The sequence below is a fragment of the Nioella sp. genome (assembly GCF_964229645.1).
In the GTDB taxonomy this organism is placed as follows: domain Bacteria; phylum Pseudomonadota; class Alphaproteobacteria; order Rhodobacterales; family Rhodobacteraceae; genus Nioella.
In genome coordinates this window covers 36185-48846 of sequence record NZ_CAXREX010000163.1, presented here as the reverse complement: position 1 = coordinate 48846, position 12662 = coordinate 36185, and the positions used below count along the sequence as shown (strand labels likewise).

Annotated in this window: 14 protein-coding genes; 10 read left to right on the top strand and 4 right to left on the bottom strand. The window is 64.7% G+C overall.

The genetic code is table 11. From position 1 onward, the window contains the following. The first annotated feature begins 71 nt into the window (after nt 1–71). Both ACEQXV_RS10795 and ACEQXV_RS10790 read left to right on the top strand, forming a co-directional pair. Complete coding sequence (locus ACEQXV_RS10795; RefSeq protein ID WP_370269119.1) at nt 72–2867, top strand: glutamine-synthetase adenylyltransferase; 2796 nt, start codon at nt 72–74, stop codon at nt 2865–2867. Next, nucleotides 2867–3133: a hypothetical protein gene (locus ACEQXV_RS10790; RefSeq protein WP_370269118.1), complete on the top strand. Its 267-nt coding sequence runs from the start codon at nt 2867–2869 to the stop codon at nt 3131–3133. The genes ACEQXV_RS10795 and ACEQXV_RS10790 overlap by 1 nt, the downstream gene beginning before the upstream one ends. Here the strand turns inward: ACEQXV_RS10790 and ACEQXV_RS10785 are convergent, their stop codons facing one another. After that, nucleotides 3134–4123 (bottom strand): GlxA family transcriptional regulator, encoded by a 990-nt coding sequence (locus tag ACEQXV_RS10785; RefSeq protein WP_370252054.1) that lies wholly within the window; start codon nt 4121–4123, stop codon nt 3134–3136. A 162-nt stretch (nt 4124–4285) separates the two neighbouring features. On the opposite strand from ACEQXV_RS10785, the gene ACEQXV_RS10780 reads away from it, so the two are divergent. Then, entirely contained in the window at nt 4286–5656 is a 1371-nt protein-coding gene (locus ACEQXV_RS10780; protein WP_370269117.1) for a class II 3-deoxy-7-phosphoheptulonate synthase, read from the top strand. Nucleotides 5657–5781: 125 nt separating this feature from the next. Here ACEQXV_RS10780 and ACEQXV_RS10775 read toward each other — a convergent pair whose 3' ends face one another. Then, nucleotides 5782–6411, bottom strand: coding sequence for a PAS domain-containing protein (locus ACEQXV_RS10775; protein WP_372525656.1), 630 nt, complete (start codon nt 6409–6411; stop codon nt 5782–5784). Between the two features lie 158 nt (nt 6412–6569). Here ACEQXV_RS10775 and ACEQXV_RS10770 point away from each other — a divergent pair, with 158 nt between their 5' ends. From ACEQXV_RS10770 to ACEQXV_RS10760, 3 genes are read left to right on the top strand one after another with little or no spacing between them, the layout of a single operon-like run. After that, entirely contained in the window at nt 6570–7448 is an 879-nt protein-coding gene (locus ACEQXV_RS10770; RefSeq protein WP_370269114.1) for a YicC/YloC family endoribonuclease, read from the top strand. A gap of 2 nt (nt 7449–7450) precedes the next feature. Then, nucleotides 7451–8104, top strand: coding sequence for a guanylate kinase (gene gmk, locus ACEQXV_RS10765; RefSeq protein ID WP_370269113.1), 654 nt, complete (start codon nt 7451–7453; stop codon nt 8102–8104). Further along, nucleotides 8101–8622: a gamma carbonic anhydrase family protein gene (locus ACEQXV_RS10760; RefSeq protein WP_370269112.1), complete on the top strand. Its 522-nt coding sequence runs from the start codon at nt 8101–8103 to the stop codon at nt 8620–8622. Before gmk ends, ACEQXV_RS10760 begins: the two co-directional genes overlap by 4 nt. Here ACEQXV_RS10760 and ACEQXV_RS10755 read toward each other — a convergent pair. After that, nucleotides 8619–9248, bottom strand: a complete 630-nt coding sequence (locus ACEQXV_RS10755) for a histidine phosphotransferase family protein (RefSeq protein WP_370269111.1) — start codon at nt 9246–9248, stop codon at nt 8619–8621. The two genes, ACEQXV_RS10760 and ACEQXV_RS10755, sit on opposite strands and share 4 nt — an antisense overlap. Before the next feature lie 18 nt (nt 9249–9266). On the opposite strand from ACEQXV_RS10755, the gene ACEQXV_RS10750 reads away from it, so the two are divergent. From ACEQXV_RS10750 to ACEQXV_RS10740, 3 genes are all read left to right on the top strand, one after another. Beyond that, nucleotides 9267–9446: a DUF3553 domain-containing protein gene (locus tag ACEQXV_RS10750; protein ID WP_370253289.1), complete on the top strand. Its 180-nt coding sequence runs from the start codon at nt 9267–9269 to the stop codon at nt 9444–9446. 131 nt (nt 9447–9577) lie between these two features. Further along, complete coding sequence (locus ACEQXV_RS10745; RefSeq protein WP_370269109.1) at nt 9578–10342, top strand: GNAT family N-acetyltransferase; 765 nt, start codon at nt 9578–9580, stop codon at nt 10340–10342. Next, entirely contained in the window at nt 10342–11163 is an 822-nt protein-coding gene (locus ACEQXV_RS10740) for a lysophospholipid acyltransferase family protein (RefSeq protein ID WP_370269108.1), read from the top strand. The genes ACEQXV_RS10745 and ACEQXV_RS10740 overlap by 1 nt, the downstream gene beginning before the upstream one ends. Here the strand turns inward: ACEQXV_RS10740 and ACEQXV_RS10735 are convergent. Continuing rightward, nucleotides 11144–11770 (bottom strand): thiamine phosphate synthase, encoded by a 627-nt coding sequence (locus ACEQXV_RS10735; protein ID WP_370253286.1) that lies wholly within the window; start codon nt 11768–11770, stop codon nt 11144–11146. The two genes, ACEQXV_RS10740 and ACEQXV_RS10735, sit on opposite strands and share 20 nt — an antisense overlap. A 102-nt stretch (nt 11771–11872) precedes the next feature. Here ACEQXV_RS10735 and ACEQXV_RS10730 point away from each other — a divergent pair, with 102 nt between their 5' ends. Then, entirely contained in the window at nt 11873–12616 is a 744-nt protein-coding gene (locus ACEQXV_RS10730) for an RNA methyltransferase (RefSeq protein ID WP_370253285.1), read from the top strand. Nucleotides 12617–12662: the final 46 nt, after the last annotated feature.

Sequence of the window (12662 nt, the reverse complement as noted above, 5' to 3'; positions counted from 1 at the left end):
CCTTGTTGCCTGCTTCCCCTGCGACGCGCAAGCAATTGACCTTGCCCATGCCGCCCGCCATCACTTGATGCATGAGCTTCGCTTCGCACCTGACCCGCCATCCCATTCCCCACGACCGCGACAGGGGCGCCGATGCCCTGGCGCATCTGCCCGGGATTGCCCCGGACTTGCGCCCGCTCATTGAGGGAACAGGGGGATGCAGCCCCTATCTGCTGTCCCTCATGGGAAAAGAGCGCGACTGGATCACCGAGGCCCTAACGATGGATCCCGACGAGGTGCGCCGGGGGCTCTTGCTGGATACGGGCAGCGTGGCCCTCGCCGATCTGGCACCGGGGCTGAGACGGCTCAAGCGGCGCGTGGCGCTTTACGCGGCCCTGGCTGACCTCGGCGGCGTCTGGCCGCTGGAAAAGGTCACGGGGCTGTTGACCGACTTCGCCGATGCGGCGGTGGACGTGGCCCTGCGTGAACTCGTGGGTGCGGAAATCCGGCGCGGCAAGATTCCCGGCGCGACCGAAGAGGATGCGGCCACCGGCGCAGGCATGGTGGCGCTTGCCATGGGCAAGATGGGTGCGGGCGAGCTGAACTATTCCTCCGACATCGACCTCATCATGCTTTTCGATGAAACGCGCTATGAACCGGGCGATGAAATGGACGCGCGGGCGAGTTTCATCAAGGTCACGCGCCGCATGGCGGCGGCCCTGTCGGATGTGACCGGGGATGGATATGTTTTCCGAACCGATCTGCGCCTGCGGCCCGATGCCTCTGTCACCCCGGTCTGCATCTCGATGGCGGCGGCAGAACGCTACTACGAGGCCGAAGGCCGCAACTGGGAACGCGCGGCCTATATCAAGGCGCGCGCCTGCGCGGGCGACATCAAGGCGGGTGAACGGTTCCTGGATACGCTCACCCCCTTCGTCTGGCGCAAGCACCTGGATTTCGCGGCCATACAAGATACCCACGAGATGCGGGAAAAGATAAGGCGTCACAAAGGCTTGCACGGCCCGATCACGCTGGAAGGGCATAACATGAAGCTCGGCGCGGGTGGCATCCGCGAAATCGAGTTCTTCGCCCAGACCCGCCAGATCGTCTCTGGCGGTCGCGACCCTGACCTGCGGTGCCGGGGCACGGTGCCCGCGCTCGACGTGCTTGCACATAAAGGCTGGATTGCGGGCGAGACGGCAGAGAAGCTGATCCGGCACTACCGCCTGCACAGGGAGATCGAGCACCGGGTGCAGATGATCAACGATGCCCAGACCCATGCCCTGCCGAATGCGCCAGAGGGGATCGAGCGGCTGGCCCATTTCTGCGGCGAAAGCGACGTGAAGGCGTTTCGCGCCGATCTCCGGGGGCGGCTGGTCGAGGTCGAGGCCCTGTGCGAGCCGTTCTTCAAGCCCGAGGAAACTGCCACCGAGGCCCCGCAACTCTCGGAAAAGGCGGAAGAAATCGTTGCCCGTTGGCCCGGCTACCCGGCCCTGCGCTCGGCCCGTGGGCAGGCCATCTTCGCGCGGTTGAAGCCCGATCTGCTCGCCCGGTTCGCCGCCACCGCCCGCCCGGAAGAGGCGCTTGGGAATTTTGATGGGTTTCTCAAGGGCTTACCGGCTGGTGTTCAACTCTTCTCACTATTTCAGGCCAATCCGCCCCTGGTGGACTTGATCGTCGATATCTGCGGCACGGCTCCGGGGCTGTCGCGCTACCTGTCTCGCAACTCTGGCGTTCTCGACGCGGTGATCGGGGGCGATTTCTTTGCCGGTTGGCCTGATCGGGCGCATCTAGATGCGCATCTGGAGGCCGAACTTGACGGGCTCGACTACGAAGGCGTTCTCAATGCCGCGCGCCGCTGGCTGAAGGAATGGCATTTCCGCGTGGGCGTGCATCATTTGCGCGGCCTGATCCATGCCGAGGAGGCCGGTGCGGAATACTCGATGCTGGCCGAGGTGATCCTGTCTGCGCTCTGGCCGCGTGTCTGCGCTGAAGCCGCGCGTCGCCACGGCCCCGCACCGGGGCGCGGCGGAGCGGTCGTGGCCATGGGCAGCCTTGGGGCCGGGCGGCTCACGGCGGGCTCCGATCTCGATCTGCTGGTCATCTACGATCCCGGTGATACCGACTTTACCGACGGGCCGCGTCCGCTCGACCCGCGCGGCTGGTTTGCCAAGGCCACCAAGACGCTGATCACCGCGCTGACGGCCCCCACGGGCGAGGGCAAGCTTTACGATGTCGATATGCGACTGCGGCCATCGGGCCGGCAGGGTCCTGTTGCGACCTCGCTGGAAAGCTTCCGTCATTACCAGATGACCGAAGCCTGGACCTGGGAACACCTGGCCCTGACGCGCGCGCGCCCCGTGGCGGGCGATGCCAGCCTCATGTCGGATGTCGAGGCCATCCGCATGGACGTGCTGACCACATCGCGCGACCCCGCGAAAGTCGTGGCCGATGCACAGGACATGCGCGACAGACTGGCCGCGGCGGGCCGCGTGGGCGAGGGTCTGGATGCCAAGGAGGGGCCGGGGCGGATGAAGGATATCGAGCTTTTGGCCGAAACCGCCGCCCTCATCGCGGGGGTGCCCGCGCGTGATGTGACGGGGCAACTGGAATCGGGCGTATCGCTTGGCTGGATCGGACCGGACGACGCGCGCGTTCTGGCCAATGCGCATCACCTTTACGGGCGGCTCAACCACGCCACGCGCCTTCTGACCGATCGCAGGCTGGACCTCGAAGAGATCGGGCAAGGCGGGCGTGCGTTCATCGCGCGTGAGGCCGATGTCGCAGACAGTGCCGATCTGGCCGCAAAATCGGAGAGCCTGCGCGCCCAATGCGCGGCTATCATCGACACGGCCCTGGCGACCCCGCCGCAACTGGAGCAGCCGTGATGAAAGACGCAAGCGACCCCAAGGGTCTGATCCGTGAGTCCTACCGAATCGATGGGATCACAGATGGTGAATGCCGTTCGATCTTCATGGATTGGGCGCTGAGCCTCGCAGACCCCGACCCGGTGCCCCATATCGCTGCGCTGATCGAGCGCTACGGTAGGGACGCCCCCGACCACCCGATGAGTGCCGTGCTGCGCGAAGGTCTGGACAGGCCGCCCGCCGCGAAACGCAGGGGCGGGCGCATGGGGCGGACCCGGCAGACCTGATCAGCTATGCGCCTTGGCGCCCTGCGTTCCACGTTCCCGGTAGGGGGTGGTGTCGTAATGCGCCCGGTAGCATTTCGAAAAATGCGACGGGGAGGCGAATCCGCAGGCCAGCGCCACGTTGATCACGCTCATGTCGGTCTGCATCAACAGGTTGCGCGCCTTCTGTAGCCGCAATTCCATGTAATAGCGCTTTGGGCTGCGGTTGAGATAGCGGCGGAACAGCCGTTCCAGCTGTCGCGTGGACATGCCGACCTCTTGGGCGAGGATCGAGGGGCTGATCGGCTCTTCGAGGTTCTGTTCCATCATCCGGATGACCTGGCTCAGCTTGGGGTGACGCACGCCGATCCGGGTCGGGATCGACAGGCGTTGCGTATCCTGGTCGGTGCGGATCGAGGTATAGATCATCTGGTCGGCAACCTGGCTGGCCAGTTCCTCGCCGTGATCCGTGGCAATCAGTGTCAGCATCAGGTCGATCGACGCCGTGCCGCCCGCCGTGGTCATCCGGTTGCCGTCTATCACGAAGACCGATTTGGTCAGGCGGACTTCTTCGAATTCCTCGGAAAAGCTGTCCTGGTTTTCCCAGTGGATCGTCGCGCGGCGGTCATCGAGAAGCCCGGCCTTGGCCAGCGCGTAGCCTGCCGTGCAGAGCGCGCCCATGGCCACACCCCGGCGAGCCTCACGCCGCAGCCAGTTGATCAGCCGCTTCGAGGTGGCCTTCTGCACATCGACACCGCCGCACAGAATGACCGTGTCCTCGCGCTCCAGTTCATCGAGATCGAGATCCAGCGCGATCCGGCAATTGGCGCTGGAGGCAACGACCTCGCCCCCTTCACCGGCATATTTGATATCGTAGAGCTTGCCGCCCCCGATCCGGTTGGCGATCCGCAGCGCATCGACCGCGCCAGCGAAGCTGAGCATGGTGAACTGGTCCATCAGCACAAAGACAAATCTCTTCGGCTGGCGGGGAACGCCATTCAAGAGGGTGACCATTCCGCTCCCTTTCCTGCGCGGCCGAAGTGGTGGAGGTGGGCCGCTTCCCTAGCGAAACCACCATTTTTTCAGCAGCGCAATCCCCCCGATCATCGATTTTCGCATTGGCCCGACCGCGAAGCCCCCTTATAAGACCCCCCGGACCTTACAGGAGATGCGCTTATGGCACAGGCATGGACGAAATCGGATTGGAGACAAAAGCCCCGAGTTCAGATGCCCGACTATCCCGATGCAGAGGCATTGGCGGCAGTCGAGGCTCAGCTTGCCAGCTATCCGCCGCTCGTCTTCGCGGGTGAAGCCCGCAAGCTGCGCAGCCAGCTGGCCGCCGTGTCGCGCGGCGAAGCGTTCCTGTTGCAAGGCGGCGACTGTGCCGAGAGCTTTGCAGAATTTTCTGCCGATTCCATCCGTGACACCTACAAGGTGATGTTACAGATGGCCGTCGTGCTGACCTTCGGGGCCAAGGTCCCGGTGGTGAAAGTGGGCCGCATGGCGGGGCAATTCGCCAAGCCGCGCAGCGCCCCGACCGAGGTCAAGAACGGGGTGGAACTGCCCTCCTACCGTGGCGACATCATCAACGAGCTCGACTTCACCCCCGAGGCGCGCATTCCCAACCCGCAGAAGATGCTGCAAGCCTATACCCAGGCCGCCGCGTCGCTGAACCTGCTGCGCGCCTTCAGCCAGGGTGGTTTCGCGGATATCCATCGCGTGCATTCATGGACGCTTGGCTTTACCGATGCCGATGATGCTGATCGCTACCGTGACATGGCCAACCGGATTTCCGACGCGCTCGACTTCATGACCGCTGCCGGCCTGAATTCCCAGACCGCGCATACGCTCGGCACCGTGGATTTCTACACCAGCCACGAGGCGCTGCTGCTGGAATATGAAGAGGCGCTGTGCCGGATCGATTCGACCTCTGGTCTGCCGGTTGCGGGCTCGGGTCACATGATCTGGATCGGCGACCGCACCCGCCAGCCCGATGGCGCACATGTGGAATTCTGCCGCGGCGTTCAGAATCCGATCGGGCTGAAGTGCGGCCCCACCACCAGTGCCGAGGACCTCAAGGTGCTGATGTCAAAGCTGAACCCGAAGAACGAGGCGGGCCGACTGACCCTGATCGCGCGCTTCGGTGCGGGCAATGTGGGCGACCACCTGCCGCGCCTCGTGAAGGCCGTTCAGGAAGAGGGCGCCAACGTGGTCTGGTCCTGTGATCCGATGCACGGCAACACGATCAAGTCGGCCACCGGCTACAAGACCCGTCCCTTCGACAGCGTGCTTCGCGAAGTGCAGGAGTTCTTCTCCATTCACCGCGCCGAGGGCACCGTTCCGGGCGGCGTGCATTTCGAGATGACCGGCAAGGACGTGACCGAATGCACCGGCGGCGTGCGGGCCGTGACCGACGAGGACCTGTCGGATCGTTACCACACCGCCTGCGACCCGCGCCTGAACGCGTCTCAGGCGCTGGAACTGGCCTTCCTCGTGGCCGAGGAGCTGTCGCGTGATGGCCGCACCCCGGCCCAGGCGATCGGCTGATCTGACCGCTGGCACCTAAAAGGAACCGCCCCGGCCATGACGGTCCGGGGCGGTTTTCGTTAACCCAACCCCCTGGAGCGCAGGACAGAAGGGTTAACGATTCCGTCAAGTTTTCCGGATGCGTTTCAGGCCAGGCCACCAGTAATCACCCGCAAAGATGGTCTCCCTGCGGTTCCGGGGTCCTGGCTGGATGGGTCGTGAGCTATGGCCGGATCGGTGCCGAGCGGGCTCAGGGCCAGATGGCGAATGCGGAACCGGCGCGGTGTCAGGCCGATCAGGCCCTCGGTCACAAGCACGCCAAGCGCCCGGTCGGTTTCCCCCTCGGGGCCGGTGACGGGCATAAGAACCATTCGCCCGGTCAGGGTGGCGCGGCCCTGCGCATCCGAAACCAGGTCCAAGTCAAGGCGTGCGCAGGTCTCGAAAATTGATTCCACCTTTTCCATCAGGCGCTTACGATCCGTAATTTCCATGAATGCCCGCAGGGGCATCCCGCGCACATCCATGCCCATCACCTGTGACAGATGCTGCCCGGCAACGCGAAACCTGACGAGCCCCGGGCGGACGCGGTCAATCAGGAAGGCATTGGGCAGGATGTCGGACAGCGCGGCCGGTGTCAGTGCCTCCCGATCCGGAAGGGCGCTATCGCGGCGCAGCGATTCCCAGATTTGCCCGAGACGCGCCACCACGGGGCATCCCTTGGGGTCCCGTTGCCGCCACAGGGGAATCACGTTCGACATCGTCCGGACCTGGTCCATTCCTCGGTGCTCCTGTCCTGATGCCCCCGGATCAGCCCCGCCTGCGATAGCCTCATCTGATTGGATGTGTTAACGCTTGGGCTCAGACCCTTACCCAATTCTTAATAACATCCGGACAATTCGACGAGCAGGGGGGAAAGTCTTAAGTGGTTAATTCGATGACAGGATATGCCGCCCGCGATGTGGCCTCCGAGGGGTTTCAGCGCAGTTGGGAACTGCGCAGTGTCAATGGACGCGGGCTCGATATGCGGCTGCGCCTTCCCGACGGACTTGGACGGCTGGATATTGCCCTGCGCGAGCGGCTGAAAAAGGCGCTGAGCCGCGGCTCGGTCACGCTCAGCCTGCGGCTGACACGAGAGGCTGGCACAAGTGGGGCCGAAGTCGATGAGCCCGCCTTGCTTGCGGTGCTTGGCGCGCTCTCGCATGTGCGCCGCGCCGCCGAGGCGCAGGGCCTGCCCGTGGCCGACCCCGACCCTGTGCGCATCCTGACCCTTCCGGGCGTCATGGCTGGTGCCGGGGCGCAGGCGGACCTGCCCGCCGATGAGGCATTGCTGGCGGAGTTCGATGTGCTGCTGGCGGATTTCCTGGCCTCCCGCGCCGAGGAAGGCCGGGCGCTTCATGAAAAGCTTCAGGGTCAGATCGGCCAGATGGCACCGCTGATCAAGGAAGCGGCGACGCTGGCCGATGCCCGGCGCGAGGCTGCCGGGACGCGGCTTCACGAACAGATGCAGAAAGTTCTGGACAACACCGAAGGTGCAGACCCCGACCGTCTTGCACAGGAACTGGCGCTTCTGGCGGTGAAGTCGGATGTGACCGAGGAGATTGACCGCCTGGCCAACGCCCATGTGCCGGCGGCCAAGGCGCTTCTGGAGGCAGAGGGGCCGGTGGGGCGGCGCTTCGATTTCCTGATGCAGGAATTCAACCGCGAGGCCAACACGCTGTGTTCCAAGTCGGGCGACGCCACGCTGACCCAGGTCGGTCTTGACCTCAAGGTGCTGATCGATCAGATGCGCGAGCAGGTCCAGAACGTGGAGTGACAATGCCCCAAGCCGACAACCGCCGTGGTCGTCTCATCATCCTGTCCTCGCCTTCTGGTGCGGGCAAGTCGACGCTGGCCAGACGGTTGATGGAGTGGGACCCGACGCTGAGCTTCTCGGTGTCGGCCACGACGCGGCCGGCACGGCCGGGCGAAGTGGATGGCAAAGACTATCACTTCCTGAGCGAAACCGCGTTCAAGGACATGGTTCGTGACGGCACGATGCTGGAACACGCCCATGTCTTCGGCAATTTCTACGGCTCGCCCATGGGCCCCGTGAAAGAGGCGATCGAGGCCGGGCGCGACGTGCTGTTCGACATCGACTGGCAGGGGGCGCAGCAGATCAAGACAAGCGCCCTGCGCGACCACGTTCTGTCCATCTTCGTGCTGCCGCCCTCGATTGCCGAGCTCCGCCGTCGCCTGGTGAGCCGGGGACAGGACACGCAGGATGTGATCCAGAAGCGGATGCAGAAAAGCTGGGACGAGATCAGCCATTGGGACGGCTATGATTACGTCCTTGTCAATGACGATCTCGATGCCACCTTTGAACGGCTCACGACCATCGTGTCGGCCGAGCGCCTGCGCCAGCCGCAACAGCCGGGGCTTGTCGGCTTCGTGCGCGGGCTTCAGTCGGAATTCCAGGAGGATGAACAGTGATTTACGAACTTGATGGCATCGCGCCCGAGATCGCCGAGGATTGCTGGGTCGCCCCCGACGCCAACCTGATTGGCCGCGTCGTGCTGGAACCCGGCGCCTCGGTCTGGTTTGGCAGCACCCTGCGTGGCGATAACGAGGAAATTCGCGTGGGCGCGGGTTCGAACGTTCAGGAAAACTGCGTCTTTCACACCGATCCGGGCTATGCGCTGCAGATCGGGGCCAATTGCACCATCGGTCACAAGGCCATGCTGCATGGCTGCGTGATCGGGGACGGATCGCTCATCGGCATGGGGGCCACTGTCCTGAACGGGGCCCGGATCGGCAAGGGGTGCCTGATCGGTGCCGGGGCCCTGGTGACCGAGGGCAAGGACATTCCCGATTTCTCGCTGGTCATGGGCACGCCCGGCAAGGTCGTGCGCGTGCTGGACGAGGCCGCTCAGGCCGGGCTTCTGAAATCGGCCGAGCATTACCGGCAGAACATGCGCCGTTTCCGGACCGGGCTGCGCCCGGTCGGTTAAAGCCGGGACAGGCGCAGGCTGAGGGCGCTGTTTTCCTCGTCGAAGCGAACCAGCAGACCCGCCCCCAACCGGTTGCATTCCTGCCGTAACATGGCGAATTGCACGCGGGATGCAGGCGGTGCCGCGGGCGCCAGACCGGGCCGATCAAGGATCGACCAAAGGACGCCATCGACCACCAGTTTCCGGCCGCGCCCGCTGCTGACCCAATCGGATCCATCGCGGCTGATCACGAGGTCTCCGCCCAGGGGCAGGGCCGTTTCCGCGCAGTTCAGCATCAGGAAGGCCAGCTTTGCCTCGCGTCGGGGCAGGTCGCCGGTCACGTCCCACTGCACGTTCAGGCGTCCCGCGGCATAGACCTCTGAGATGACATCGCCCAGTTCGCGTTCCGACAGGGTTTCCCCGTCGCGCACGGCCCCGAAAGCTACGCGAAAAAAGCGCACCCTTGCCATGGCATCCCCAAGGGCCGAGGCAATCAGGTCAAGCTCGGGCGAGCGCGGCGCGCCGGAAAGCTGCAAAAGCTCCATCCCGTTGGAAATTGCCGAAAGCGGGTTTACAAGATCGTGGCAGAGCCGCGACCCGACCAGTTCGGCCAGGACGGCCTGCGCAAAGTCATGCCGGTCATCCATCACGAAAGGCCCCCGCCCATGTCAAAGGACCTTAACGCCATGCTGGAACCGGGCATGCTGGTGCGCCACCCGAACCAACCCGATTGGGGGCTTGGGCAGGTGCAGTCCAATATAGGTGGGCGCATCACCGTGAATTTCGAGAATGCGGGTAAGGTCGTCATCAACGGCGAGCACGTGGGCCTTCTCATCGAGTTCTGATCCCCTTCTGGTTCATTGCCCGATACGCTAGGCCCCCGCCGGTTAATGCTTTCCTAACGCGGGACGCCCCGTTGCAATATTTCCGCCGATCGCTTAGGCGCAGGCACAGGCAGGACGGGACGACACCGGGCATGGACGGCGACAAGTTCGAATTACGCCTTGCGCAGGGGGCCGAGGATCTGAGGCTCGCGCAGAACCTGCGTTACGAGGTCTTCGTGCAGGAGCTTGGCGGCGACGGCGACATGGTCGATCACGCGCGCCGGCTGGAAGCCGACCGCTTCGATCCCTTCTTCGATCACCTGATGCTTCTGGACCATTCCCGCGGGGGCAATCCCTGCGTCGGCGTCTACCGGGTGATGCGAGAGGATCAGGCCGCCGAGGCGGGGCAGTTCTACTGCGACGACGAATACGATCTGTCCCGGCTCAAGAACGGGCCGTTCAAGCTGCTGGAGCTTGGCCGGTCCTGCCTGCATCCCGACTACCGGGGTGGGCTTGCGCTCATCCATCTGTGGAACGGGCTGGCCGCATACGTGGAAGATCACGGGATCGACCTGCTGTTCGGCGTGGCGTCGTTCCACGGCACGGATGCGGCAGCTTTTGCCGAACCCCTCTCGCTTCTGCATCACCGCTACCTTGCGCCCGAGGACATCCGCGTGCGCGCGCGCGCCGATCATTTCCAGCGCATGGACCTGATCGAGGAAGCCCGGCTCGACCGGGTTTCGGCAGCGCGCGCGATCCCGGCGCTGATCAAGGGCTATCTCAAGATGGGCGGCGTGGTGGGCGAGGGCGCCTATATCGACCGCCCCTTCAACACCACCGATATCTGCCTTCTGATGAACGTGAAGCAGATCTCGGAAAAGCAGCGGGGGCTATACGCCAAGGGGGCGCGCCGGTGATGCATTGGGATGATGGCAACTGGCCCGAGGACCGGCCCATCACATGGGCGGGATGGTTGCGTGTCGCCGGGCGCGGGGTGCCGCTTTTCGTGCTTCACCTGGTCTGTTTTCCCGCGCTTCTGATCTTGCGGGTGCCGGAAAAATGGATCTGGGGCTATCGCCGTCCGATCACGCCCTGGATCACGCAATTTGTCTGTATATCAGCCTGTTGGATCATGGGGCTCAAGCGGAACGTCAGCGGCGTTCCCAGCCCTGCGCGCGGGGCCTATGTGGCCAATCACTCCAGCTGGCTCGATATCTTCGTGCTCAATGCCTCGAAGCGGATCTATTTCGTCTCTAAGGCCGAGGTGCATGCCTGGCCCGGGATCGGCTGGCTGGCGCGGGGGACGGGCACGGTCTTCATCCGCCGCGACAGGCGCGATGCGAAGCTCCAGCAGAAGGTTTTCGAAGAGCGTCTGGCAGCCGGGCACCACCTGTTGTTCTTCCCCGAGGGCACCAGCACCGACAACCAGCGCGTGCTGCCCTTCAAGTCCACGCTCTTCGCGGCCTTCACCACCGAGACACTGCGCGACTTCCTGACCATCCAACCCATTTCCGTCCGCTATCACGCGCCCGAGGGCGAAGACCCGCGCTTTTACGGGTGGTGGGGCGACATGGATTTTGCCTATGGGCTGATCAAGGTGCTGGCCGCGCGCCGACAGGGAACGGTCTACGTGATCTACCACCCGCCGCTGCGGGTGGCGGATTACCCCGATCGCAAGGCGCTTGCCGCAGCTTGCGAAGCCGCAGTCCGCGAGGGGTTCAGCGCAGCGGCGCGGTGATGGCCTTCAGGGCCGCCAGCGGGTCCTCGGCCTTCCAGATTTCAGCGCCGATGGCGAAGAAATCTGTCACCGGTGCCAGTTGCGCGACAAGATCAACCGTCAGCGCGCCCTCGGCAACGACAGGCAGCTCGATCATCTGCGACCACCAGGCGAAAAGGTCCGCCTCGGCCCGGGTGCCGTCGCCAAGCGGGCTGTCGCCCACGGGACCGAAGGCGATATAGTCGGCCCCGACTTCCCCGGCGGTCATGCCCTCGTGGGTGGAGGCGCCGCAGAAGGCACCGACGATGGGGTCGGCGCCAAGCTCCTTTCGGGCCTTGCGCACCGATCGGGCGGCATCCGTCAGGTGCACGCCGTCCAGGCCAAGCCGTTCGACCATGCCGATATGCTTCTCGATCACGATGGGAACGTCGCGTTCATGGGCGATCATCCGCAGGGCATCCGCGGCTCGGGCCACCTCGTCGGCATCGGCCGAGGCATGGGCCAGTCGCAGGCAGGCAATCTCGGCCCCGTCCAGCACCGCCGAAAGGGTCGGCGCGAAGGCGTCGATCTCGAAGGTGGGCGGCGTGATCAGGTAGATCTGCGGCTGCTCGGGGGCGTCCTGGGGCATGGGTCTTTCCTCGTCCGGGTCTGGCGGCGGTGATAGCGGGTTCAAGGCGCGGTCACAATGGGGCGCTTGCATCGCGCGGTCCCCGGTTTTATGCGGCAGGCCATGGACAGCAAGCATCCCCAACCCGCCTTCATCCTGGTGCGCCCGCAGATGGGCGAGAATATCGGCGCCGCCGCGCGGGCGATGTGGAATTTCGGGCTCGACCACATGCGCGTTGTCAGCCCCCGCGACGGCTGGCCCAATGAACGCGCCGTGGCGCTGGCCAGTGGCGCGGGGCGGCTTCTGGACCAGGCCGGGCTTTTTGATACCACGCAAGAGGCGCTGCGCGACTGCACCTATGTCTTTGCCACCACCGCGCGCCAGCGCGGCCTGACCAAGCCCATCGTCACGCCCGAACGCGCGATGGAGCAGGCCCGCGCCATCCATGCCGAGGGTGGCAAGGTGGGTGTTCTCTTCGGCCCTGAACGTGCCGGGCTGGAAAACGAGGATATCGTGCAGGCCAACGCGATCATCTCGGTCCCGGTGAACCCCGAGTTCGCCTCGCTCAACCTTGCGCAATGCGTGCTGCTGACCGCCTATGAATGGCGCCGTGCGACGCAAGAGATCGTGGCAGAAGTCATGGAACTGGCGGGCACCGAGTTCGCAAGCGGGCTTGAAGTGGAAAAACTGGGCGATCATTTCGAGGAACGCCTGGCCGACGCGGGGTTCTTCTTTCCCGAAGCCAAGGCAGAGAGCATGCGGCTCAACCTGCGCAACATGTGGGCGCGGCTGCCGCTGACGCGGGCCGATGTGCAGACGCTGCACGGGGTCCTGCGCCAGATGGTGCGCTGGAAGGAACGGGGCTGACCGCGACGCTTTGCCGTGGCGCTTGATCCCCATGCATGGCGGGGCT